The 25449-nt window shown below is 45.6% G+C and carries 19 protein-coding genes; 11 read left to right on the top strand and 8 right to left on the bottom strand.

The features are described 5' to 3' along the window. Positions 1–62: 62 nt before the first annotated feature. A complete protein-coding gene (locus tag V144x_RS03275) occupies positions 63–758 on the bottom strand; it encodes a GntR family transcriptional regulator (RefSeq protein WP_144981326.1) in 696 nt (231 codons plus the stop codon). A 234-nt stretch (positions 759–992) separates the two neighbouring features. Here V144x_RS03275 and V144x_RS03270 point away from each other — a divergent pair, with 234 nt between their 5' ends. Next, entirely contained in the window at positions 993–1970 is a 978-nt protein-coding gene (locus V144x_RS03270; RefSeq protein ID WP_144981323.1) for an alpha/beta hydrolase, read from the top strand. A gap of 6 nt (positions 1971–1976) precedes the next feature. On the opposite strand, the gene V144x_RS03265 is transcribed toward V144x_RS03270, so the two are convergent. Then, positions 1977–2519 carry a hypothetical protein gene (locus V144x_RS03265; RefSeq protein WP_144981318.1) on the bottom strand — a complete coding sequence of 181 codons (543 nt, stop codon included), beginning with the start codon at positions 2517–2519 and terminating at the stop codon, positions 1977–1979. 11 nt (positions 2520–2530) lie between these two features. After that, positions 2531–3676: a glutamate 5-kinase gene (gene proB, locus V144x_RS03260; RefSeq protein WP_144981315.1), complete on the bottom strand. Its 1146-nt coding sequence runs from the start codon at positions 3674–3676 to the stop codon at positions 2531–2533. Positions 3677–3963: 287 nt separating this feature from the next. On the opposite strand from proB, the gene V144x_RS03255 reads away from it, so the two are divergent. Beyond that, a complete protein-coding gene (locus tag V144x_RS03255; protein ID WP_144981312.1) occupies positions 3964–5556 on the top strand; it encodes an amidophosphoribosyltransferase in 1593 nt (530 codons plus the stop codon). 23 nt (positions 5557–5579) lie between these two features. Further along, positions 5580–5981, top strand: coding sequence for an acyl-CoA thioesterase (locus V144x_RS03250; protein WP_144981309.1), 402 nt, complete (start codon positions 5580–5582; stop codon positions 5979–5981). Positions 5982–6586: 605 nt separating this feature from the next. Here the strand turns inward: V144x_RS03250 and V144x_RS03245 are convergent. Both V144x_RS03245 and hpnE read right to left on the bottom strand, forming a co-directional pair. Continuing rightward, a complete protein-coding gene (locus V144x_RS03245) occupies positions 6587–7663 on the bottom strand; it encodes a potassium channel family protein (RefSeq protein ID WP_197998733.1) in 1077 nt (358 codons plus the stop codon). Between the two features lie 10 nt (positions 7664–7673). After that, on the bottom strand, positions 7674–9143 hold the full coding sequence (gene hpnE, locus V144x_RS03240) for a hydroxysqualene dehydroxylase HpnE (protein WP_144981302.1): 1470 nt from the start codon (positions 9141–9143) through the stop codon (positions 7674–7676). 139 nt (positions 9144–9282) lie between these two features. On the opposite strand from hpnE, the gene V144x_RS03235 reads away from it, so the two are divergent. From V144x_RS03235 to V144x_RS03220, 4 genes are all read left to right on the top strand, one after another. Beyond that, positions 9283–10041, top strand: coding sequence for a ComF family protein (locus V144x_RS03235; RefSeq protein WP_144981299.1), 759 nt, complete (start codon positions 9283–9285; stop codon positions 10039–10041). Between the two features lie 79 nt (positions 10042–10120). Further along, complete coding sequence (locus tag V144x_RS03230) at positions 10121–11311, top strand: DUF502 domain-containing protein (RefSeq protein ID WP_144981296.1); 1191 nt, start codon at positions 10121–10123, stop codon at positions 11309–11311. Between the two features lie 113 nt (positions 11312–11424). Further along, positions 11425–12381, top strand: a complete 957-nt coding sequence (hemC, locus tag V144x_RS03225; RefSeq protein ID WP_144981293.1) for a hydroxymethylbilane synthase — start codon at positions 11425–11427, stop codon at positions 12379–12381. Between the two features lie 190 nt (positions 12382–12571). Next, a complete protein-coding gene (locus V144x_RS03220) occupies positions 12572–13693 on the top strand; it encodes a citrate/2-methylcitrate synthase (RefSeq protein ID WP_144981290.1) in 1122 nt (373 codons plus the stop codon). On the opposite strand, the gene V144x_RS03215 is transcribed toward V144x_RS03220, so the two are convergent. Beyond that, a complete protein-coding gene (locus V144x_RS03215) occupies positions 13682–15973 on the bottom strand; it encodes an efflux RND transporter permease subunit (RefSeq protein WP_232102699.1) in 2292 nt (763 codons plus the stop codon). The genes V144x_RS03220 and V144x_RS03215 overlap by 12 nt on opposite strands. Before the next feature lie 271 nt (positions 15974–16244). Between V144x_RS03215 and V144x_RS03210 the strand changes: the two genes are divergently transcribed. The 4 genes from V144x_RS03210 (at position 16245) to V144x_RS03195 (ending at position 22740) form a co-directional block, all read left to right on the top strand. After that, complete coding sequence (locus V144x_RS03210) at positions 16245–17612, top strand: glycosyltransferase family protein (RefSeq protein WP_144981287.1); 1368 nt, start codon at positions 16245–16247, stop codon at positions 17610–17612. A 240-nt stretch (positions 17613–17852) separates the two neighbouring features. Further along, positions 17853–20906, top strand: coding sequence for an LPS-assembly protein LptD (locus V144x_RS03205; RefSeq protein WP_144981284.1), 3054 nt, complete (start codon positions 17853–17855; stop codon positions 20904–20906). A 14-nt stretch (positions 20907–20920) separates the two neighbouring features. After that, positions 20921–21355: a diacylglycerol kinase gene (locus tag V144x_RS03200; RefSeq protein ID WP_197998732.1), complete on the top strand. Its 435-nt coding sequence runs from the start codon at positions 20921–20923 to the stop codon at positions 21353–21355. Positions 21356–21465: 110 nt separating this feature from the next. Continuing rightward, entirely contained in the window at positions 21466–22740 is a 1275-nt protein-coding gene (locus V144x_RS03195; RefSeq protein ID WP_144981278.1) for an alpha/beta hydrolase family protein, read from the top strand. 15 nt (positions 22741–22755) lie between these two features. Here the strand turns inward: V144x_RS03195 and V144x_RS03190 are convergent, their stop codons facing one another. Together V144x_RS03190 and V144x_RS03185 are read right to left on the bottom strand one after the other, a co-directional pair. Continuing rightward, on the bottom strand, positions 22756–24681 hold the full coding sequence (locus V144x_RS03190) for a DEAD/DEAH box helicase (protein WP_144981275.1): 1926 nt from the start codon (positions 24679–24681) through the stop codon (positions 22756–22758). A gap of 64 nt (positions 24682–24745) precedes the next feature. Next, positions 24746–25318 (bottom strand): hypothetical protein, encoded by a 573-nt coding sequence (locus tag V144x_RS03185; RefSeq protein WP_144981272.1) that lies wholly within the window; start codon positions 25316–25318, stop codon positions 24746–24748. Between the last annotated feature and the right edge of the window lie 131 nt (positions 25319–25449).

The following is a 25449-nucleotide window of genomic DNA, read 5'->3' as shown; positions in this document are numbered from 1 at the left end:
TTTTCATCCTCATCTATACTTTTTTTCGTTACGCGCCGGTTACCCAGTTGGCTAATTTTGAATTACGAATCTCGCTGTTGAAACAGGTCGCGTTCCAGCCCGATTGGAGTCTGTAGCAAATGATCGTTCATCGCCTGGGCTGCTTTTTCAGGATCTCCTGCTGCCAGTGCTTGCACAATTTTCAGATGTTCTGCATTTTCTTCCATGTATGCATAGTTCTTGACAGTCTGTCGTTTACTGTGCCTGACTTGCCTTAAGGTTCGATATAATATTCTGTATCGATTAATCTCATGGGATAACCGTTCGCTCCCACACTGACGATAAATCAGTTCGTGGAGATAGTCGTCCCATTCTTGCGTTCTTTCCGACCATGTGACCGTTCTTTTCGCGGTTGCTAATTCGCTAAAGACTTCAGTCAACTTTGATAATTCATGAGGTGTGATGTGACCGCAGGCACAGCGTGTCGCTTCACTTTCCAGAATTCGGCGTACCTGACAAATTTCATGAAGTTGCTTTGCCCCAAAATTCCGTAGAACAGCACCACGATTAGGATAAATATCGACGATGCCAATTCCTTCCAATTCGACCAATGCTTCTCGAACGGGTGTCGCACTCACATCCCATTCCCTCGCTAATGACTGAACGGTCATTCGCTGATTTGGCTCATACTCTCCCTGGAAGAACTTGCATAAAACCTGATGCACAAGCGTCTGCCTTCGAGAACCATGCATTAATTGTTTTGAAACAACGCTAGCCATTTGCAATCACTTAATTATTAAGACAAAAAAATGGGTTCGCAATAATTATATATAATAATTATATATTTAATATAATTATTGATTTTGTGTCAACTAATATATTCCACAACAAAGATTCCTGAGTCAGAAAAATGTACCAGATCGTAAAAGATAGGAAAACTTCCTCAGCTTTCTGGGGTTAATTCTCTCACAAATACTGACTTTTTACTATGTATGTGCATTTGAGGCTGCATAATGACTACGATATTTGCCCGTTTTTTCATTGGGATCTTCTTATTCTCAATTATTGTTTACTTCATTCCCGAGCCTGTGAGGACCTCTGCCAAAGCACAGCTTGACACTGATTATAATTCCTCAGATATCCCAGCAATGCCAAGCGATCTCAAAATCTTCGACAGCATCTCCTATCGTGAAGGAAAGAAAAAAGCGTGGAAGCTGGATCTCATCATGCAGAAGGAAAAAGGGCCCCAAAAACGCCCTGCGATCGTTTTTGTTCACGGCGGTGGCTGGCATGGTGGAGATAAAGGGCGTGGTTTCTTTCGTACGGGAGCCATTGAATATGCCCGCAAAGGATATGTCTGCGTTAGTGTTAATTATCGTTTGAGTGATGAAGCTCCATTCCCCGCATGTGTGGAAGATGTGAAGTGTGCTGTTCGCTGGCTTCGAGCCCATGCAGAGAAATATCATGTCGATCCGGAACGGATTGGCGGCTATGGAAATTCGGCAGGCGCACACCTTGTCTGCATGTTGGGGTTAGTCAAAAAAAATGCAAATATGGAAGGAGATGGTCCCTGGCAAGAATATTCGAGCCAGTTAAATGCGGTTTGCGCAGCTGCTACACCCACTGACTTTACCAACTGGCCTGGTGGCTTTGAAACGAAATCTTCACTCAGACAATTATTAAAGGCTCCTAATACGAATATTCATGAACAGGCTGCCAAAGCGTCTCCGATAAACCATGTCCACTCGAAAGCACCACCATTTCTGTTGTTTCATGGCATCCAAGATCATTTGGTTGATGTCTCTCAAGCAGATCACTTTGTGGAAGCTTTAAAGTCAGCCGGAGCCAAAGATATTAATTATCATCGCTTTGAGGCATCTGGACATGGTGTTTTTAGTCAATGTAGAAAAAAAACTCATCGCCTGATGGAAGAGTTCTTCGCAAGAACCTTAATGAAACAGGAACGCTCACTTTCGCAAGCACAACCGTAATATTTCTTACTGTGCTGCCAATACTTGAAGTTCTTCTCCGGTAATGGGGTTCAGGCGGCGCGCCTTTGTCACCTTCCATTCCCCTCCCATTTTTTGCCAGGTTAATTCCCAGCGGGTCGGTTGACGACCGGTAATTCCACCATATGTCGCTGCCCCGTTTGCCCGAAAGTGCGTGGTGGCAACCGAATTTTCTGACCTGAGTTCTGTCTCTAGATCCGTAATACGCAGTTGGCCATCAATGGTTACCAGCTTTAGAGCAACTTGAACCATTCCCCTTAGCGCATCTGCTCGAGGACTGAAATAATCGAGTGTAGTTTTCTCTTCCTTATTCTCAAACGCATGTATCAAACCGTATAAATCAGCTTCGACGCGTTCACGTTCGGTGACAATACTTAATTCAAGAAAATAAAAACCGCCCAACGCGGCAAGCATCACAACACAACCAACGAGATATCTGGTTTGATGCCTTAAGTACCATCTTATAAATAAGAACACTGCCGCAATACTGCAAATGATCATCAACGGAATTGCTGTCTCGGTAATCCACATGATATTCTCTCCTACAGAGCAGGATGGTTTTCGAGAACCGCCAGATTGTCTCGATGAATCACTTCGGAATAGGGCACGCCCCCTAAGATCGTGGCGATTTGATCCGAACGTCGCATGGCAATCTTTTCCATATCACCCGAATTGTAATTACTCAACCCGCGCGCAAATTCTTCACCTGTCGGGCTGACCAGTGTGACGACTTCACCACTTTCAAATGTTCCCTCAATGGAACGAATGCCAATTGCTAACAGTGATTTTCCCCCTTCACGGATGGCTTTCGTTGCACCATCATCGAGGTGAAACTTTCCTTTCGGACGAATGGTGTAACCAATCCAACGTTTCCAGGCAGAAACAGTGGCTCCCTGTGCCAGAAATAGTGTGCCGACATCTTCAGCCTTGAGAATGCGGTCGAGAACACCTTCTTCTGTTCCATTTGCAATGATGACATTTTCACCTACCGCTGTCGCAGAGCGAACCGCATGCAGCTTGGATTTCATACCTCCCGTTCCCAGGGTACTGCTATCGTCGGTTGCAAGCGCCAATAATTCGGGTGTCCAATCCTGAACGAGAGATATTCGGGAACTCGTTTGTAATCCCGGATCACCATCAAAGAGGCCATCCACGACAGAGAGAACCACGAGCAAGGGCTTCTTTACGAGGCTGGTCACCATTGCTGCCAGATGATCGTTGTCTCCAAATTTAATTTCATGAATGCTAACCGTATCATTTTCATTCACTATAGGAACAGCACCATACTCGAATAAAGTATGAATTGTATTGCGTACGTTTAGATAACGAGTACGGTGCTTGAAATCATTGGCCGTGACCAGTAGCTGGGCTGCGTGATACCCATGTTTTTGCAGACAACGATCATAGCGGCGGATTAAATGCGCCTGTCCCACAGCAGCAGAGGCCTGTAAGTGACCAAGGTCTTTAGGGCGTTCTTTCAGCCCCAAAAGTCCCATTCCTGCCCCAACCGCGCCACTAGACACAACAACCACGCGACGTCCTGTTTCCTTAATACGGTGAATCTGCTCCGCCAGGGATTCGATCCGTTTCAGGTCGAGACTATCGTCTGCGCAAGAGAGAACGTTTGTTCCAATTTTAATAACGAGCGTTTCCGCCGTCTCGATCACTTCACGCCTTGTAAGACTCACTGTCTGCACTTTTTCTGGGAATCACAAAAAATAATTTATTCAAGCACTCCCCACCGGAGCACGATTTCTTAATACTACCATAATATAGTAGTCAGTGGCTGTAAGATAGGCATTCTTCGGAGAGAGTTTGACAGTAATAAGAGGCCGTTTTCGCTAAAATTCGTCTCTTTTTCACTATAGTTTCTCTAATTCAGTTTGTCTTTCCTTGGTAGCTCTGAAACAATTAACGCATAGTTCACGCGGATCACACAGATCTTCAAACCCTTTACTACGAACTAAGGCCATTTATGTCGGAACTCTTCCACGAATGTGGCATTGCTGCCGTCTATCATCTTCCCAACAGCGACCCCAGTCCTCTGGCCCCTATGGGAGACCCTGGTAAGACATCGCAACTGATCTCCCGGTTACTGCTGGATATTCAAAATCGTGGTCAGTTGGCGGCTGGCATGACGACGTTTAACCCTGCAAGAAACCAGTTAATCGACACACACAAAGACGTAGGTACCGTCACCGAAGTATTCCAACTCAATCATCAGAACGCCTTTAACAATCTGATGAAAAAGTACCAGGGCTCTGCTGCCATTGGTCATGTGCGTTATGCTACCTGTGGGAAAGATGAACGGAGCTATGCTCAACCTTTCGAACGGCATCACATTCAGAAATCGAAGTGGTTCAGCTTTGGCTTTAACGGGCAACTGGCAAACTACCAGGAACTCTGTCAGGAAATTCTGGCTGAATCCGATTTTCATCTCGCGCGAGAAACGGATACTGAAATTCTGATGCATTTGATCTCTCAGGAACTTTCGAAAGAAAATCCCGGGGAACTCTTTGACATTCTGGGAAATCTCAGCCAACGTCTGGACGGTGCCTACAATATTGTCTTTCTGGATGCGTTAGGAAATATGTTTGTCTCGCGCGACCCGGTTGGAATTCGCCCTCTGTGTTACGCCTTTGATGGATCCCTTTTTGCTGCGGCCAGTGAGAGTGTGGCACTGGCAAACATGGGCTTTGATGCAGACGAGATTCACAGTCTCCCCCCTGGCTCGGCAATCGTCATTCAGGATGGAAAACTCACCATTCGTGAATATGCCAAACCGATGCAAAAAGCGCACTGCTTTTTTGAATGGATCTACTTCGCCAACGTTTGTAGCACACTCGATGACCAGAGTGTTTACATCGTTCGTAAACGACTGGGAGAAGAATTAGCTCAGCAAGAGACCGTTCCGATCGATAAAGATACGATCGTGGTCCCTGTCCCAGATACCGCAAAAGCGGCTGCAGATAGCATGGCCTTTAATTTGAGCGTTCCCAGTCTCGAAGGCCTCATTCGAAATCGCTATATCGGACGCACGTTTATCGAAGGCGCGAACCGTCAAGATAAGGTACGTGCTAAATACACCCCACTTCCTGAAGTTCTCGAAGACAAACGGGTGCTGCTTGTGGAAGATACGATCGTACGTTCAACCACAATGAAAGCGCTGATCAGCCAACTGAAAGAGCGCGGTCGAGCCCGAGAAGTTCACGTACGCGTGGCGTGCCCACCCATTATCGGCCCTTGTTTCTATGGCATTGATATGTCGACCATCAACGAGTTATTCGCCCCCCGTTTTCTACAGGGAGGCGAAATGACTCCGGAAGTGGAACAAGCGATGGCGAAGGCCATTGGTGCAGACAGCTTGAAATATCTGCCAAAGGAATCGATTGCTCGTGCCGTTGGGTTGCCTGACAATTCGCTCTGTCAGGCCTGTATCGATACGACTTATCCGACTGAAGCCGGTCGCAAGCTGTATCAAATCGCCGTCGAGAATTCGCAAAACGATAGTGGCAATGACCCCCATCGAACTTATGACGTTTCGCTTACCAGCCCTGTCAGATCTTAATTCGATAAAGGAATGCTTAGCGTATGTCTGCCTCTCATGAGATGGAAATCCGCGTTCGCTATAGTGAAACTGACGCGATGGGTTTTCTTCACCATGGAAATTATTTCAGCTATTTCGAAATGGGCCGTACTGAACTCTTTCGCTCTCAAGGGGGTAATTACCGTGAAATGGAAGAGAAAGGGTACCTGCTCGTTGTCTCAAAAATTGAATGTCGTTACAGACGGCCTGCTCGCTATGATGATGTGTTGACACTCAGAACCACACTCTCCAAAGTCACTGGTGCCAAACTGGAGCATGATTACGAACTTTTCCGCGATGGTGAATCCATTGCGGCTGCACATAGCGTAATCGCTTGTGTCGATCGCGAGGGAAACATTCAGCGAATGCCAGCCGCCCTCGAACAACTGGGCACAGAAGCCTCGTGATCGATGAGTTCTCCTATTTCATTGCCTGAATCTATACGCGAAAATATCCCTGTTTTGATTTTATTTCAGAAATCCTTACATGTTTATTTTCAGTTCGATTTTGGGACATCAAGTAAGCTGATCTCTCGTCGCATTGTTCAACTTCTGTAGCCAATCATGATTTCCTTATTTCGTCTGCTGAATGAAAAATACGTTCAATGAAGATCCTAAGAAAAGGCATCAACCAGTCAAGAGTGATGTATCGCGAATGTGAAGTGACGCGTTATGATGCCAGTTCGATAATATCTGATCACACTGCGAACGTGTTTGATAGCTTCCCAAAAATGAGTGTTGATTTTGAATGACTTCGACTTGAACACCTGAAGATATTCAAAATACAGCGAGATTTGACAGTGATCGTATCCGCAGATGAGGAAAGGTTTATCGGAAAATAATGTTCCCGCGCGCGCGACGCAGATTGCGCAGTTTATGGGGAGTCAGCATCACGTCAAGATGAGAAAAGAAGCACTTTTAAAAAGACTTTCGTGGGAGTTTACAGTCTTGAATTTGTCAAGTGAGTTTTGTGTTACAATTGATTGCGACATTCAAACAAGAATGGTAAATTTTTAAGCTTTCGAGTCTTCGATTTCAGTGAATACATCGGGCCCATTGAATTCTTCGATCAGTTGATTAACGGCCGTCGAAGAACCCAGGGCAAAAATACTGTCGCCGGCATTGAGAATCGTCGTGCTGGGAGGGGGCATCTCAGGCTCCTGATCCAGTCGACAAATACCAATGATCATGATTCCTTTATCACTGAAGTCGGTTTCACTCAACTTTTTTCCGCAATAAGGGCTACTTTCGCTGATCTGTAAATCGGCAACCTGGAATCCGCCAACATGCTTGCTGGCGACTTCAACAAAATCTTCCACGGCGGGGTGAATCATAAAACGAGCGATCTTAACTGCACCGCTGCGAAAGGGGCTCACAACACGGGTCGCTCCAGCATGCTTGATTTTTTCGCTCGCTTTATCATCACTTGCACGAGCAATAATCTGAAAGTCAGGGTTGAGCATTCGTGCCGTTAATACGACATACACATTATCAGCATCACCGGGTAAAGCAGACGCCAGAGCTTTTGCGTAATCGATGCCCGCGCTTTTCAGAATAAAGTCATCGGTCGCATCACCAAAAACGTAAAACCAACCGCGTGGCTGACAAACTGCCTGTAAACGCTCTTCGTTACTGTCAATCACCACAAATGGCTTTCCCCGTTCGTGGAGGTATTCGCTAATGGTTTCCCCCATGCGACCGATGCCACACACAATGTAATGCCCACGTAAATTCGCAATTGATTTCTGCATTCGTCGTTGCTCCAACATCGAACTCATTTGTTGTCGAACGATCCACTGACCGAGCTGGGAAACACTATAAGTAAAGATTCCCAAACCAAACATAAGATAGAAAATGATAAAAATTTTACCATTGTCACTTAAAGTAACCGGGTCTTCATACCCCACAGTCGTCGCGGTAATCACAATCATATACAGACTGTTCAACCACGAAGAACCCTCGATCAGGCGAATTCCCACTGTACCAAAAATCGTAAACCCTAACAGCAGCCCGGCAATGCGAATCACCTGCCCTACCGTCTGCTTCTGTGCTCTTACCTGATTCATGTTTGACAATGTATGAAAAAACATGCGTGAGATTTTACAGTCTGAAGAGAATTTTGGATAGAATACCAGTCTGAGTCTGCTGTAATAATAATGATTCCCCTCGCCCCAGGTCATCCAGTAAGAACTCAGCCGCCTTCAATCCGCTACGAACCGCCCCTTCCATCGTGGCAGGCCAACCGGTAGAAGTCCAATCTCCTGCGAGGTACAAACCTGACACGTCAGTCCTCTGTGAAGGGCGCAATTCTTCAATCCCTGGTTGAACAGAAAAGACTGCCTGATGCTCCGTTACCATACGGCTGTGAATCAGTTTTGCCTGTCGTGTCTCAGGCCAGATTTGGCTTAGCTCCTCGACAACTTCTGCGATAATTTCTTTCTGAGAGCGCCCCTGCCTCTCTTCACCTCGCAGATGGTGACTGGCAGAAATCACGATCTGATAATAAAAATCTGTCTCAGAAGAAGGTTGCATAATCCGACTACGGTTAAACATCCACTGTGAAAGGCAATCTACAAAAACTGCATGTGGAAGTTCTGTAATTTCCCGATCAAACCAAAGATGTACGCTGGTAATCGGAGCCGCTTCGATCTGTTCGACACTTTCTAGAAACTCGCGTCCTTTAAAAGCATCAGGTAACAGGGACAAAACACGCTGATGAGGTACTGCAATGATGACACGCTCGCAGGAAAGATCCTGTCCATCCCGCAATTGTACACCGACCACTTTTCCCGCTTCGATCTGAACCCGCTCAACTCCCGTTTGCAGATGAACTTTTGCCTGTTTCTGTTCCAGGCGTCTTAGAATCACATCACCATACAACTGCTCGAGTGGCACAGTGGGAATGAAGACCTGCCAATTATCGCGTGCTCTTAAAAAGCCATCGACAAAAACTTTTTGTGCATGCGATAGTGAAATACGCTCCAGACTTTCACTTAAGGCACTCACCAACACTACATTCCAAAACCGATTGATCACATTTTGAGATTGCCCCTGATCAGAAAGCCATTCTGCCATCGTAGGTTCATTGTTGAAATCAACGGGAATCTGAGCCAATCGCTTGAGTCCACGGGCCAATTCAATTTTTTCCTGAATCGATAAATAAGAAAGACCTCCGAATGCGGGCAGTAAATGCAAGGGTGCCGGCAGCCATGAACTCGCTGCAAATGAATTCACCTTGAACCGTGCTCCGGATTCATTAGAAGCGGAGAGATCGTTGTTAGATTTAGCAGGCCCGACAAAATAGAGCTGTTTTTCTCTACGAAAACAGTATGAGATTCCCACTGTTTGACAAAACCGATTAAACTCTTCGCAGCAGCCCATACTAACGTGCTGACAATTATCAATGAGAGCCTGTGCCTGTTTATCCTCAAAGGAACTAGCTCTCCCTCCCAACCTGGGACGAGACTCAAATAATGAAACCGATACTCCCCGATCCGCAAGTGTGACCGCACAGGCCAAGCCGGCTAATCCACCTCCAATGATGACAGCTTCTGAGTTTTTGTCTCCCAATGACTTTTCCTGACAAACGCGATTGTTTTAAGAAAAGGATTCTACCTCGGACATTGTGTCTGTATTTCCCGTTCGTGCTGACATAATATGTGAGGATATCGAAATTAACACGTGATCCTAGGGGTGGCTCTGTTAAATCATGAAATATTTGGGGATTCAACAGATTCAAAGCCAGTCAATACACTGGCTGCAAACCGGGAGAAACTTTATCTACCCTCCTCGTTGCTCTCTCTGTGGAAACGCAAAGATTTGTTCTGGATCGGACTGTGGTGAACAGATCGAACGAATTGCTCCACAAATAGAACAGGCCTGTGATCGATGTGGTGCCCCTGCAGGTCCGTACCTGGATACTTCGCAAGGCTGCAGTTACTGTAAAAATGAACGTTTTTTATTTTCACGTGCGATAGCTCTGGGGAAATATCAGGGCTCTCTACGTGAATTTATCTTAAAGTTGAAACAAAACCACGGGGCCCATTTAGGAGGTGATCTGGGTAATCTATTATATTACCGAAATCAACAGACGTTCGAGAAACTCGCTACCGATTTGATCATTCCGGTTCCCCTGTATTGGACGGCACGCTTACACCGCGCTCATAATCCAGCTAGTATCATTGCAGAGGTGCTCTCACACCGCTTGCAAGCAAAATACTCTGGGAATATACTCGCAAAACGGAAACGGACTGTCGCACAGGCCAGTCTGACTCCTTCAAATAGAAGAAAAAACTTAAGAAACGCATTTGAAATTCGCAGAAAAAAACAGGTAGTTGGGAAGACAATCTTGCTAGTTGATGATGTCATGACTACTGGTTCAACTGCGAACGCTGTGACTCGCGTGCTGCTAGATGCAGGTGCGAAAGAAATTAATGTTGCAGTGATTGCCAGGGCACCGGGTGTTTGAGTAGACAGTTCAGAATAAAAATTCTCCACACAAGACGGCAGCCGTTTTGGTGGATACAATAATTAAGGCAAGTACTTCGATGAATTCGAGTACAACTCAACCTCCCGCGGATGAGAACCAAAACAATAAGTCGGAGGCCCAAAAAATCAGGCCTAAGCACCATTTTTTTGTACGCGGACTGGCTATTAGCCTGCCTCCTATTCTGACACTGGTCATTGTGATCTGGGTCGCGGGGATTGTAAACGATTATATAATTTCTCCGACAACGACTACAGTTCGCTATTGTATTGCTTACTTCACTGATACTTCCGAGCCCAGAGATAATTTTGTTCAAGTAGAGAACCTGCCACCTCTCGAATACTGTCGAACAGATTATCTCATTAGTAAAAAACATGCCAAAGAGTTCCAGACCATAGAAAAAAATTCCGGTCCTGGTGCTGTAACTCGTAACATGGTGATCGATTATGCCTGGGTTCCATTTGGAGATCGAGCAGTACCTTATGAGGACTACCGCGAAGTAGCAAAACGAATTCGCGCCTCGGAAATGCCCACCACTGCAATGGGTCTGTATATGGAACTGGCAACCACTCGTTGGTTCAAAAGCCTGTTTAATCTGAGTGCCGTTGCAGTCATTTTAACAATTATCGCCTTGTATTTTCTGGGACGTTTTGTCACAGCTCGCATCGGTTCATGGATGGTCATCAAATTTGAAAAAGGAATACTCGCACGATTGCCAGTGGTCAGTAATGTGTATTCCTCAGTTAAACAAGTAACAGACTTTTTTTTCAACGAACGAACTGTGGACTATAGCCGCGTAGTGGCGGTGGAGTATCCCCGGCGAGGGATCTGGTCTTTGGGATTTGTTACGGGTGACAGTATGCTGGAAATGACAGTTACTGCGGGAGAACCACTGGTAGCGATTCTCATTCCGACTTCTCCCATGCCGGTGACCGGATATACGATGAGCATCCCGAAAAGTGAAGTTGTCGACTTGAATATCACTGTCGACCAAGCGTTTCAGTTTTGCCTTTCCTGTGGTGTACTTGTACCTCCCCAACAAAAAGTGACCGATGAACTACTGCGCGAGGAGTTGGGAAAACGGCTGTTAGGAGACGGAAAGCTGGCCGGATTTAAAGTTCAGATTGTACCACCGGAAGCAACTCCCCAAACTCCCACTCTCGAAAGTGAACCTGCCACAGATAAAACAAACTCAGAAGAGCCTTCGACTGATCAAACAGAGGACCCGGAAAATCCACCACACTCAAATTGATCAGTCAGCAAACCATGGTACTTAGTTAGTAAGAAAAAACAGTTCGTATGTTTGATCAGCAGATGTTTAAATAAGGCCTATTCAGAGATCTTCAAGTAGTTAGAAAGTCATCAATGAACCAGACGTCTCAACAACGTCCTCTGCGAATCGCAACCCGTGCCAGCCGCCTCGCGCTCTGGCAGGCACATTATATTGCAGACTTGCTAAAAAAACATTCCAGCAAACGCCCCATTGAAATTGTTCACATTACATCAGAAGGAGACCGTAACCTGACTTCTCCTTTGTCTGAGTTTGGAGGGGTGGGTGTTTTTACGAGAGAAGTCCAGAAAGCCGTTTTAGATGGCCGAGCCGATCTAGCCGTACATAGTTTGAAGGACCTTCCTACTGAACAGGCAGCAGGATTGCAACTCGCTGGTATTCCAGAACGAGGCCCTCTGTATGACGTCCTGATCTTTCCGCAGGACTCTGAGCCTCTCAACGGTGTGTCTGAACTCCCTCCCAATGCCAGAATTGGAACCGGCAGTTTACGTCGACGGGTACAGTTGCTGAATCAACGAACTGATCTACAGATGCAGGAAGTCCGAGGGAATGTCGAAACGCGGCTTAAAAAACTTGATGCAGGTGAATACGATGCACTCTGCCTAGCTGAAGCCGGCATGGTTCGCCTGGAGTTATTGGATCAGCGTGTATCACTTCTGTTGACTCCACCTGAGGTTTATCCTGCGGTTGGACAAGGTGCACTGGGAATAGAATGCCGTGAAGATGACGAGGAAACCGGTTTGCTTCTCAACGAAATCTCTCATCAACCGACAAAAGCAGCTACAACAGCGGAACGCAGCTTGCTTTCCTTCTTAAGAGCTGGCTGCCATGCCCCGATTGGATGTCTTTCTCAACTCGAAGAAGATCAGCTCCAACTGGAGGCAGTCGTCCTCAGTGGTGATGGCCAGGAACGAATCACTGCCTCTGCCTCGGGTTCATTAGCAGATGCCAGGAAAATCGGTGTTGATACCGCGAAAAAATTACTCGACTCAGGTGCTGGTCGGCTTATCTCAAATAATGACGATTCTTGAATTTATGATTTCGTATCGACAGAGACAAAGAGAGGCACGTCAAGTCGAAAAAGACACCTATGATTTATTTCTCTAATCTTCCCAAAATGGCACTACAAGGGATGTCGATTCTCTTTTGAAAATCAGATACAATGAGAGCGAATGGACTGCCTATTATACACGTATTCAGGAAGAGCGGAAGGCTTGAGACATGGAACGTCACCCTTATCGCCCCGGTTTATCTGGGATCATTGCCACAGAAACTGAGATTTCTCAAGTTCAAGATGGCTTAACTTATCGGGGTTATCCCATTGAAGAGTTGGCTAAGGAAGCTTCTTTTATTGAAGTCACCTATCTTCTCTTACAAGGTGAGCTCCCCAGCCATGAGCAATTAGCCGACTTTCAAACGTTGCTGATTGAAACAGGCAATTTACCCAAGCCCGTTATCGCCGCTATTCAGGCCATCCCTCCCCATATAGAGATGATGGAAGTGATTCGAACCGGCATCAGTTTATTGTCACACTTCGATCCCCAAATGGAATATGGCGTTTTCATGTCTGAGGTCGCCAATGCACAATATCTTTTAGCAATGTTGCCACAACTAATCTCTTACCGATATCACCAGGTACATAACTTAAATCCGGTTGAACCGAATTTTCATCATTCTTATGCCGGCAGCTTCTGGTACATGTTGAAGGGTGAAGAACCGTCTCAACTGGAAGAAGAAGCATTTAATGCTGCTTTGATTACCTATGCTGATTATGGATTAGCTCCTTCTACTTTTGCAGCGCGTGTAGTCGCTTCAACCGGTAGCCCCCTCTATTCAGCAGTCTGTTCTGCCATTGGTTCGATCAATGGACTATTGCATTGTAGTTCGGGAGCAGGAGTTCTGGATGCCTTGCAAGAATCGATTTTTTCGGGCAACCCTGAAGAATGGGTCTGTCAGGAAATTGCCAAAGGCAAAAGAGTGCTCGGATTTCAAGCGTCGCACCACAAACCAAGAGATCCCCGTTCAGCTGTTCTCAAAGAGTACTGCTGGCAATTGGCAGATGCGCTGGGACAGAAAGAAATGGAATCAGCAGCAGATACGATCGAAGAAATCATGTTGAAAGTTCAGAAAGTTCATCCACGAATTGAGTGGCATGCCAGCCGTCTGCTGCATTACCTTGGATTTGAACCAGAACTATTTATGCCAATCTTTACCGTTTCCCGCCTGGCAGGATGGGTCGCTCATATCATTGAGCAATCAGAAAATAATCACCTTTTTCAGCCTTTGTCACGATACGTTGGTATGGACCAACGAAAGTACAAACCATTGCCACTACGCAGCTGATTCTAAGTGATCAGAATAAAACAGCCGTAATAAAATAGGTAATAAAATCAGGGAACCAAACATACCACCGATCATGGCAACGCTAACCAGCGCACCAAAATAGATCAGTGGAATGAAATGTGACAGAGTGAGCACACTAAACCCGGCTACCAGCGCGCATGTCGCAAAGATAATCGCCCGACCGACACTCTTATGAGTTCGCCGCAAAGCATCTGTAATTGATGCACCACGCGAACGTTCTCTTAGAAAGCCTGTAATAAAGTGAATACTGGAATCGGTTGTGAGCCCCATTGAGACGCTGGCGATCATCGCTGTACCAATATTTAAGGGCAATCCAAACCAGCCCATTGCCCCCACTACTAATACGATGGGGAACAAGTTCGGAACCATGGAAATCATACCTATTTTCAAGCTGCGAAATGCAATCGTCATCATTGTCAGAATACTGGCACCAGCTAACAGAAAGCTGAATAACTGATCTTTCAACAGACTGTCAATCAGATAAGCCAGTAGTATAAAAATTCCGGCCGCTTTACCTGATTCTGCAGGTTTTGTCTTTGAATCATTAGCCGGCTGTTTGACTTCAGAACCGGGAAAATGTTTTTTAGCGAGAGTATCGACTTTGTGAATCAAGGATAACTTTTCCTCAGCAGACTGGCGTTCTAAGGCCCGCAACACGAGTCGCATTCTTCCTTTTTCGGGATTATAAAGACTGCTTTCAAAATCGGGCTGTAATTTTTTGAGTTGGTCCAGTTTAGATTTTACTGGGTCAGAGGCAAAAGGATTTTTTGGTACAAAGTCAAGTGTATCAGTAATCGAAATCACTTTGGTTAACTGTTTTTTGTCTGGATGATTTACCTTTTTCAGATCTTCTGCTAAGGCTCGTACACGCTCTAAAAAAGCTTCATCCAGCTTAGATGGTGCCGGAAAATTGACTTCCCAGGTCGAAGCGCCTCCTAATCGTGTCTCGACAAAATCGAGTGCCTGCACGATATCACTTGACTCTCGAAAGTTTTTGCTGAAATCAGTTTCAATCTGCAAACGATAAAATCCCCCGCCCGCCAGTACGACGAACAGAGAAGCAATTCCCAATAGTGTTTTTGGATAATGCTCGGTACCAATACAAACTTTCTTCAGTAATCGCTCCAGACCACGTTCAGAGGAATGTTTAAGAGGTGCACTTAGATGACCTAAGGATATTCCTCCCGGTAACAAAACGATCGCTGCGAGGAGCACCATCATTGTTCCGATGGCCATCATGATTCCAAAACTTCTGACAGGTGCAATTTCACTTGAAAGCAATGAAGCGAAACCAGCCGCTGTAGTAGCACAAGTCCAAAAAATTGCTGGTAACAACTCCACCATCGTCTGTCGAATCGCTCGTGGCCGTGAGATATTGCTACGTTGTAATTCCTGAAAATGAACAGCAACATGTGCTACCGTCGCGATCCCAATAATAGTAACCAGAGAATTGAGCATGGAACTAACCATACTCAACTGGAAATGACCTAAAACTAAAAGTGCCTCAGTCCACAAAATGGAACAGATTACAACCAGTAAAGGTAACATCACCCAGCGCAAACGTCGAAACAAAAGAAACAAAACCAATGCCAATAGACCAAGGGAGACTTTAAAAAGGATTTCGCCATCTTCCTCCACATAGCGAAACATATCGTGCACCTGAATGGGTTCACCGACAACGTAAGCCACGGGCGTATGAGCATTCGCCATCTTGCGAATCATTTGAAAAGTTTTTGCACGGGAGACCGGAGATTCACTCTCCGGTAATAAACGCAAAACAATGGCCGTTGTCTGATTGTCATCGCCGATGAGAACACCCCGAAATAATTCCGTTAGTTCATCTCTTTTTCGACGAATCAGGGCACGAAGAAAAAAGTTTAACTTAGGGGGGGAAAGTGCGTCTGCCAGATTTTGAGAGACTTCAGTATTTACACCCGGTATCTTGCTTAGTTCTTTAGCATAACGCCGAACTTCTAGCAGGCCTTCCGGTTCTAATAAATCAGGCGTTGAATAGGCAACAAAGATAAATTCATCGCCTCCGAATAATGATTTACTCTCCAGATAGTCCAGCAAGTGCTGGTCATCCTCGGCGTAGAGAGACTCGATTGATTGTTCGAAGGTAAGTTGAGAGGCCGGGAAAATAGCGACGCCTGTCAAGATCAAAGAGATTAAAAGTAAGCCCCAGCGCAGGTTGTAGAGACGATCTACCAATGATTCAAGCCATCGCCGCGGGTGACTACTCATAAGGAAAGACCACATCCTACTGCCTGCAAGGCAAATTAATCAAAATTTTAGCCCGTTATTACGATGGAGAAATGCGTTCTGTCCTCCATTACTGATTCATAGACTCATGACGGACTATATCGCAGAGAATACATGATTTCATCTCTAAGCGGACTTTTTTTACCAAGGGGACATTTTTTTCTATCTGTCAAAGTCAAAAACCATCTGGAGCCTCCCCTTGTTTCTTCTCTCCCAGACCTGCATACTTTAAAAGTCTTCCCTTTCTGGACTCTACGGATACGTTTCTGTGACACAAACTAGAAGTCGCTATTTAGCAATACTGCTGGTTCTCATTCTCGCGGGTAGCCTGCGTGTGGCTCTCGTCTATTTACAGACTGATCAGTTACAGCAGGACCGGGACGCCTATCTTGCGATCGCCCATAATTTGGCAACTGGGCATGGTTATTCATCCAGTATGAGTACAGAAACAAACGAGATTCAGCCGACAGCGTTTCGCCCTCCACTTTATCCCTGTTTGCTTGCGGTAATTTATTATCTCAGAGCGGTACCTGTTGGCATTGGTATCGCTCAAATCATTCTGGGAATACTTACTGTCTGGTTGACCTGGCGAACAGCAAAATGTCTACAAATGGAAGTGGGTGGAATATTCGCTGCTGGGATTGTCACTACCGACCCTGTTCTGCTGCAATATACAGCATATGCCATGACTGAGGTACTTGCCTCATTCCTATCGATCCTACTGCTGTACTTTCTGATCTCCAGCTTCTCAGCAGAAAAGTCTCCAACAGGTACAAAGTTGCCAGTTCCCATTTCCTTCTGGGCAGGTATTATCTGGGGGTCAGCGATCCTCTGCCGCCCCACTTATCTGGCTTTTTTCGGTGTCTGGATCGCCGCTCGATTAACGAGTTCTCTTCTACAACGATTCCACATTGTTAAAATCCAATCATCTGTAAAGCAGAAATCAGAGCAGATAACCTATCTCACACTGGGTATCATACTCGCAGTCTCTCCCTGGTTGATACGGAACCTCGTAGTCTTCCACTCTCCCATACTGACGACAACTCATGGCGGTTACACACTTTTACTGGGAAATAATCCGGTCTTCTATCAAGAGGTTGTTCAAAAACCATGGGGAACGGTCTGGTCTGGTAAAAGTTTACACACCTGGCAAAAAAGTCTGGATGAGCAAATCACTCAACAAGTGCCAGCAATCAAATCAGAGCAGGAACGAGACCGTTGGATGTACCAGCGCGCAAAACAAAATATTTCCAAACAACCTGAGCAATTTGTACAGTCTTGTATTCTTCGATTCAAACGTTTTTGGAATGTCTCTCCACTTACACATTCTACCTTAACCGCCAAGCCTCTCATCAACTGGATCATTGCCGGATATTATTCTCTGGTTCTCATTGGCTGTTTCGGTGGTCTCTTCATGGTAATATGGAATAAAGAAAAAAAATGGGCACCACTAGTTTTGCTGATATTTAGTTTTACTCTCGTCCATCTCTTCTATTGGACCAACATGAGAATGCGTGCTCCACTTGTTCCGGCAATTGCTTTGTTAAGCATATATGGCTGGTCTCAAATCGTTCGATTTTTCAAATTCGCCAGACCAAGCAAAGCCTCTCAAAATGATCGTCATAACAATAGATAGAGTAGCACTTTATCACGCATTCAGACATTGATTTGACTCGCTAACTGTTATTGACACTCTTTAAGAAAACGCCCTATAATCCGCGCCCATTTATCTTGGTACAGCAGACGAAGTTAGTGTCTTCTGACCTCGATCCGTTCCCCCCTGTTTTTTGTCCTTTCGATGATAGTGGGGATTCAATTCAGACTATCCCCTTCATCAGAAGATAGACCTACCCGGTTTTTCGTTTCAGGAGTGCCCGTGTCGGGCGAGATCAATCCCGTCTCTCGCTATGTTTCGCACACGATCTGGCAAGCTGTTGTTATATTAACAATGCTTGGCGGCCTAGTCACGATTGCGCCTGCTCAAACAAGTTTTTTCGGTGCCCCCAAAGCCTCTTATGAAGAATCAGAATATGTCCCCCCCGAAGAGGCTCCCATTGAAATCTCTGCTGAATACTCCCAACGATGGGAGAAAGATTTTGTAGAAGTCTCGATTCTGAAAGGCAACTGTCTTATCAAACAGGGAGAGGCCGTTCTCAGAGCACGGCAAATGGTCATCTGGCATCGAAAAACCAGAAAAACCAATCGTGTTTCGATCTATCTTGAGGGAGAAGTTCGTGTTGACCTTCCGGGAGAGTCAAAGAACGAAAACAGTTTGCTGGTTAATCTGGTTACCCAAAAAGGTGTAAAGGCAGATATAAGGCGTTCATCCACAATCACAGCCTCTCAGGATGACCCTTTATTGAAACGAGCCATCCAACGTCGTGGTACTCCACATGATCATCAGTTGAAACGTGCGCAATTTATTGTTGAAAAACCTCCACTTGAAGGACCAGAATTAAACACCGTTCCTGCACCTGAACTCAAGGTTAACTTTCGAAGAATTCGACTATTTCCACGCAGCGCTGTCCCGTACAACGTCCAAAGTTTTCCCTCTACTCATACCGTTCCTCCTGAGCAGATCTGGGTCATTACAGGTGGAGTGAACCTTTTAATTGATGGTATCGACGGTGTGGGGATGGTTGATATGTCAGCAGATCGCATCATCATTTGGACTGATGGACGTAATACACAAAACTTTAATTCTGAGATCCGTCAGTCAAAAGAAACTCCCTTCGAAATCTATCTCGAAGGCAATATTGAAATTCGTCAAGGTACTTACTATCTCAAAGCAAACCGTGCCTTTTATGACGCGCGCGAAGAGAGAGGGGTTTTGCTAGACGCAGAACTCAAGACTCATGTTCCTGAATTGGGAGAAGAGATCCGAATTCGAGCGAGCCATATCCGTCAGTTATCGAAAGGTGCTTATCTGGCTCAAAATGGCTGGGCCACAGGAAGTCAATTTGGAAAGCCCGGCTATCGCATTCAATCATCCGATATCTTTATTGAAGATCGGTATACAACTCCCTGGCTCGGTGCAGGCTCGAACGAACTTGACCCCCTCACAGGTCAACCCGTTCCCCACAAACGCGCCTGGCTCTCCAGTTCTAATAATACATTCCGTATAAAAAATATTCCGCTATTTTATCTGCCTTACATCACGAGTCCGGCTGAAGACATTTACTTCCCGATTATCGGTTTGCGGCCTGGAAACGATCGTATCTTTGGATTTCAGATTGAAAGTCAATGGGATATGTACAAGCTGCTTGGCCTCGAACGTCGACCGGGAACAAAGTGGGAAGGGCAGCTCGATTACTATTCAATTCGCGGTATTGGCATAGGACAAGCGGGAAGTTATGCAGGGGAAAACCTGCTGGGGTTTGATAATATTTTCAATGGTAATGGAGAATTGTTTTACATACATGACAGTGGTACAGATAACCTGGGTCTGGATCGCAGAGCACTCATTCCTTCTACAAAAGATCGTTACTTTCTCAACCATAGACACAGACAGGATTCTCCCTTTGGAGTCACACTGATCGCAGAAGGTGGTCTGCTCTCTGATCGAAACTTTCTGGAACAATATTTTGAAACAGAATTCGACAACGACAAAGATATCGAAACGCTGCTACATCTCAAGCAGCAACAGGAAAACTGGTCCTGGTCAATCATAGGTAGGACCAGATTGAATGATTTTACCAATACTACAGACTGGCTTCCTAAAGGTGACCTTTATTTACTCGGGGAGCCTTTGTTCGGAAATCTGTTGAGCTGGACTTCACACTCTTCGATCGGTTATGGAAAACTAAAGCCTGGCGCCCCACCTTATAATCCTACTGAAGACGTATTCACACCACTGCCTTTTATTGCCGATTCTCAAGGTGTAGTCGCAATGACTCGACATCAACTTGAAGCCCCCTTCAATCTGGGTCCGATTAAACTGGTGCCCTACGTCATGGGTGAGGCCGCGTATTGGGAAGAAGGTCTACAACAACAAAAAATCGATCGACTTTATGGCTCTGCGGGATTGCGAGGTAGCATCTTATTTGAACGCATTTTCCCAGATGTCTACAGCTCATTTTTTAATCTTAACGGACTAGCCCATAAGATGTCACTGGAAGGGGACTACTCATTCAGTAATTCAAGTGAAGACCTGACGAACATTGCTCAATACAATGAATTTGATGACAACGCTCAGGAGCGCTTTCGTCAAAGACTGGTAATCAATACCTTTGGAGGGACATTACCACCCCAGTTTGATCCTCGATTCTATGCTGTCCGAACAGGTGCTGGCCGCGGTGTAACTGATCCTTACTATGAATTAGTCGATGACCAACAAGTATTGAGAATGGCCTGGCGACATCGCCTGCAAACTAAAACAGGCCCTCCTGATCGAATGCGAATCAAAGACTGGATGACGCTTGATCTGGAAGCATCCTATTTTCCCGATGCCCAACGCGATAACTTTGGCGAAGATATCGGTTTACTCGGAGGACATTATCAATGGTTTCTTGGTGACCGCACCACATTAGCAGCGAACGCCTACTATGATTTGTTCGATGGAGGCCAACAACTTTGGGATGTTTCTTTGACCAGCCAACGTACGAATCGCTTGTCCGTCAATGTTGCTTTGCAACAAATTAAAGGAGGCGGCGGTCTAGATAGTCAAATTCTATCTGCCTCTCTGAATTATGTCATGAGTCAAAAGTGGAGTGCCGGGATCAGCACTGCCTATGATTTAGGAGAAAACATTAACCGCGGACAAACCCTCTCGCTCACTAGAACGGGAGCCGACTTTCTCATGAGCCTTGGAATGACTTATGATCAAAGTACGGGCAATGCCGGCATCGGTTTAACCATCATGCCACGTTTTGGGAACTTCGGCGCGGGGCCAGCTGATTTTTCTTCGTTACTTGGTAATAATACTCAATAACAGGAATTTCGACGGTGATCAAATCTCAGGATACTATAGTAAAAAAACACCGTGCAGGCTCAGCACCGCGCGAAGTGACAACAAAATTACGATCTGAATGGAGGCAACGTCTTGTTGACGCCGAACGTGGTATCACATTCGGAATCCGCCTGGACAGCACGTTCTTCATACACTTCTTTACCGGGAGCGCCGTCATTGCCGGTGCCATGTTACTAGGTTTATCGGCAACGCACTGGGCGATTATTGTTCTGGCAATGACAACCGTATTGTGCGCTCAAATGTTTAACCAAGTTTTGAAATCGATCTGGAAGTTGCTCGGAAACCATTTACCTGCAGAATCACAAAATACATTTAAAGCAGGTACTGCCGCTGTCTGTGTCAGTATTATTGGTTCGGTGATCACGATTGCAATCATATTTTGTTCTGCCCTCTACCGTCTTCTCTTCTAAACACAATTTGTAAGAACCGACTTACTTACTTCTATTGCGAACCCTGTTTTCATTTCAGATAATCACAGTTCACTCCAAATTTGATACTTTGAACTACGGTGGTTATTTTGATGAATACAGTTCGACTAATCAGGTCTTTACTGGGTCTCTTCATTCTCTTTCTGCTTGCCACTGGGCACTTACAAGCGGCTGAGCCAATCAAACCCAATCCCCGTCTGCCCAAAACAACTCCATGGGATTTGAAGGAACTCAGCAAGGCACCTAAATTTGAATGGGTCGATCAGAACTCTTCTGTCAGATCACTGCTTTACCAGGGCTTAGATTATCGAGGAAAACCGACAAAAGTATTTGCCTATTATGGCTCCCCCGAGTTACCCAAAATAGACTCGACGAATCCCCCTCGCTTTCCCAGCGTCGTCCTGATCCATGGCGGAGGTGGAACTGCCTTCCGTGAGTGGGTCGAACTATGGGTCCAGAAAGGTTACGCAGCTATTGCCATGGATCTGGCTGGTTTCCAGCCTGTTGAGGGTAAAAATCCACATGATCGCAAAAATAGAACACGGCTTGCTGAGGGTGGACCAAATCAATCACATGTCGAAAAATTTGATGCTATCAAATCTGATATTTCAGAACACTGGTGTTATCACGCACCGGCCAATGTCATTTTGGCACACTCACTGATCTGCTCGTTTGCTGAAGTTGATCAAGACCGTACGGCTGTGACGGGCATCTCATGGGGTGGCTATCTAACCTGTGTTGTTGCGGGACTTGACAATCGCTTCGAGGCGGCTGTCCCCGTTTATGGGTGTGGTTTCTTAGATAATCACTCGGTTTTTGAAAAATCGATCACTAAACTTTCCCCCAAAGACGCCAAGCGTTGGATGCAACTCTATGATCCGGGGCAATATCTGCCTGCAGTTCAAATGCCAATCTTTTTTGTTAATGGCACGAATGATTTCGCATACTGGTTGAGTGCTTACCAGAAAAGTTATGAAGCCGTTCCTGAATCTACGCCGCGTAACATTCGTATTGAAGTCAATATGCGACATAGCCACCCAGCTGGTTGGGCACCTCAAGAGATTGCAAAGTTCATCAATGAAAAACTCAACCACACGACTGCCTTACCGCTGGTTCAGAGCCCCGTGATGAAAGGCAAAAGAATATCAGCGGAATTGTCTCAGTCTGCCCCAGTGAAAACAGCAGTTCTGCAATACACAACCGATGATGGTCCTAACCCGGAAAGAAAGTGGCATTCGATCCCACTAAAAATTGAAGGGAGGAAAGTCTCAGGCAAAGCGCCACCTGGAAACACAAAAATCTGGTTTATCAATGTCACTGATGAAACGGGTGCGATGACATCCAGCCCACTGATGAGGAAACTATAATATCAAGAGTCGATCTCAGGCAGCCGGTTTTTGTGGGATTTGTGGAGCAATTTTCTTAGTCACATCCCCTTTTTTCTGCTTCAGATCAAACAACCCAAAGATTTCTGCTGCGGTCAGGCTCCTCGATTCACAAGTCGTATCTCCGTCTCCCAATATGGAATGAAATAACTCGCGTTTCTGCTGCAAGACCAGATCAATGCGTTCTTCAATCGTATTGTTACAGATGAATTTTGTTACGATTACCTGCGTTTTCTGACCGATCCGATGGGCACGGTTAATTGCCTGATCCTCAATCGCTGGATTCCACCAGCGGTCGAACAGAAATACATAACCGGCAAACTGTAAATTGAGACCCACAGCGCCTGTTCCATAACTCATCAACAGTAAATGGGAATTCGGATCGTGCTTGAATTGATCGAGAATGGGCTCACGTTGTTTTGTAGGAATTCCACCATGATAGACAAGAGTCCCAAAACGCGCTAACCGTTCAGCCATGAAATCCAAAGGCTTTGTCCATTGGCTGAATAAAATTGCTTTGCCACCACTAGAGGCAATCTCTTCCATGTCGGCTTCCAGTCGATCCAGTTTTGAGCTTTCCCCTGTTACCGGATCGAAATTAGTGATTTGCTTCAAACGCAGCACTAACTCAAAGACATGCTGTACGGTAATCGAATCTCCCATCTCATTCAGCTGAATCACGCCATCTTTTTCAGCTGTCTCGTAGGCAATTTGCTGGGCGGGATTCAAATCCAAGAAGGCAGGACGATCCAGACGGGGCGGTAAGTCGGTCATCACCAGATCTTTTGTCCGTCTCAAAATAAACTCTTTGGAAAGTACCTGGAGCTGCCGCAAATCAGGAGTTGCCCGTGGCGGAACGACTTCCATCCATTCAAATAAAGATGACATTTCTTCATGTCGATTTTCAATGGGAGTACCTGTGAGAGCCCAACTCCGTTTACGAGGTATAGAGCGTGAAATCTCTGCAGTTCGAGAGTTGCGATTCTTAATTCTCTGCGCTTCATCAAGAACGACCAAGTCGAACCGGGGTATGTTTTCTTCCCCCATCGCCTCAAAGTCGCGCGTCATCGATTCATAATTGGCAATCAAGATTGGTGTATTAGGCATTTCCCAAATCATTTTACGACGATTCGAATCCCCTTGTACAATGGTAACGGGTAGTTCTTCAGCCCAAAATTTAAATTCACGCTGCCAATTGGGAATCAGTGGCTTAGGACAGAGCAATAAAATCCGTCGAACCTGACCGCTCCGCAATAACAAACGAACTCCAGTAATTGTCTGCATCGTTTTACCGAGCCCCATTTCATCAGCAAGCAATGCAGACTTTTGCGAAAACAGCCAGGCTATCCCCTCATACTGGTAAGGAAATGGTTCAAACGGCATAAGCAATTCCTGTCCCGCCAACCAGGTTTCTAATGGAGGCTGCAACAGATAAAAGAGTCGATCTTCTAGAGACAATGCGTTTGGCGGAGGTTGTAACCTAGTTGCTGTTTTACTTTCCATGTTTTCGGAGTCTGTCGGTGTCGGCCCTTTGATTTGATTAATTTCCGACTCGGATTCTTTTTCTTCTTTGGGAGGAATAAATTCTAAACCGTCAGGAAATGTCATACCAAAGGTTTTGACGCGTGGACGAGTCGGCTTCCATTTAGGCATCATGCCTGCCGGTTCAAGCAGGTCAACCGATGATGTTTCCACTTTGAATTTGCGTGTGAGCGCGCCATTCATTCCCGAAGCAAAAACAGAAGTCGATACCGCTAACGCCATCGACTCGCAGCCAATCTGCTGCTTGAGATTATGCCTATCGGTTTGAGAAATCAGGGCTGAATTAGAAACCGCTGTTTGCGGTAAAAAATGTGGACCACCAGAATGATCGAAAATGTCCTGATGGTTTCCGCTATTTGGTTTTGTTTCTGAATTTTCCACGTACTCGCCTGACCTGAAACAAACGTCTTCTGAATCAATTCACAATACCAGCATGAATATCAGATCAACGGGATGAACCCATTCTGATAGCTTCATTCAAGGCTTCGCGCACACGCTCAAAAGGTTCCCCAAGGTCGGCATCACCGGGTATTTTTTTGCTGGTATTCTCAATTACGACTCGCCCTGCTTGATGACCGGCATCGAACCGCAGTTTGTTCTTACCTACTTCTTCGATAATAAAAGAAGCATTCTCATCCAGGATTTGCTCCACATCAGACAAAATAGCCACAGGTATCGAAATGTGTTTTTGCAATTCCATCGCCTGATCTTGCTCAACCAGAATCAAATTCGGTTTGACATTCATCTTTTGTACCAATGTCTGGCCAATTACCTCGCCAACGAGAAAAGGAACAAGTGTCGGACCATATAAAACTTCTTGTGTTCGGTTCGGTTTTACAGGAGTGGTACATTGAAACTCTAATGGCCTGCCAAAATGATTGGTGACCAGTAAACCACCAATCAATGCACCATCCGCACATTCAATCGTGGCCAGGAACCCAAGTTTCAACTCTTTACTACTACCGTCCGCTCCCATAAATCTCTCGTCTCCGGATGTCAGTTCTGTTGTTGTCGGCAATGTTCAGGTGATCCTGATTCTCATCTGAACCCTATCTCTTTTTTTAATCAGGACAGCCTACTGTATCGATATCATCGTCCTCCACATTTCATGACTTGAGTGGTTGTTGAATTGGTCATGTTAGATAGTTT

Origin of the sequence: Gimesia aquarii, assembly GCF_007748195.1 — a bacterium.
GTDB classification, from domain to species: domain Bacteria; phylum Planctomycetota; class Planctomycetia; order Planctomycetales; family Planctomycetaceae; genus Gimesia; species Gimesia aquarii.
This window is presented reverse-complemented; position numbering and strand designations above follow the sequence as displayed.

Coding starts and splice junctions, on each gene's coding strand:
- V144x_RS03250 (WP_144981309.1), top strand. CDS start 5,580: ATGTCTGCCTCTCATGAGATGGAAATCCGCGTTCGCTATAGTGAAACT.
- V144x_RS03245 (WP_197998733.1), bottom strand. CDS start 7,663: ATGTTTTTTCATACATTGTCAAACATGAATCAGGTAAGAGCACAGAAG.
- V144x_RS03265 (WP_144981318.1), bottom strand. CDS start 2,519: ATGTGGATTACCGAGACAGCAATTCCGTTGATGATCATTTGCAGTATT.
- V144x_RS03215 (WP_232102699.1), bottom strand. CDS start 15,973: ATGTGGTCTTTCCTTATGAGTAGTCACCCGCGGCGATGGCTTGAATCA.
- V144x_RS03230 (WP_144981296.1), top strand. CDS start 10,121: ATGAATTCGAGTACAACTCAACCTCCCGCGGATGAGAACCAAAACAAT.
- hemC (WP_144981293.1), top strand. CDS start 11,425: ATGAACCAGACGTCTCAACAACGTCCTCTGCGAATCGCAACCCGTGCC.
- V144x_RS03275 (WP_144981326.1), bottom strand. CDS start 758: ATGGCTAGCGTTGTTTCAAAACAATTAATGCATGGTTCTCGAAGGCAG.
- V144x_RS03220 (WP_144981290.1), top strand. CDS start 12,572: ATGGAACGTCACCCTTATCGCCCCGGTTTATCTGGGATCATTGCCACA.
- V144x_RS03270 (WP_144981323.1), top strand. CDS start 993: ATGACTACGATATTTGCCCGTTTTTTCATTGGGATCTTCTTATTCTCA.
- V144x_RS03235 (WP_144981299.1), top strand. CDS start 9,283: ATGAAATATTTGGGGATTCAACAGATTCAAAGCCAGTCAATACACTGG.
- V144x_RS03255 (WP_144981312.1), top strand. CDS start 3,964: ATGTCGGAACTCTTCCACGAATGTGGCATTGCTGCCGTCTATCATCTT.
- V144x_RS03195 (WP_144981278.1), top strand. CDS start 21,466: ATGAATACAGTTCGACTAATCAGGTCTTTACTGGGTCTCTTCATTCTC.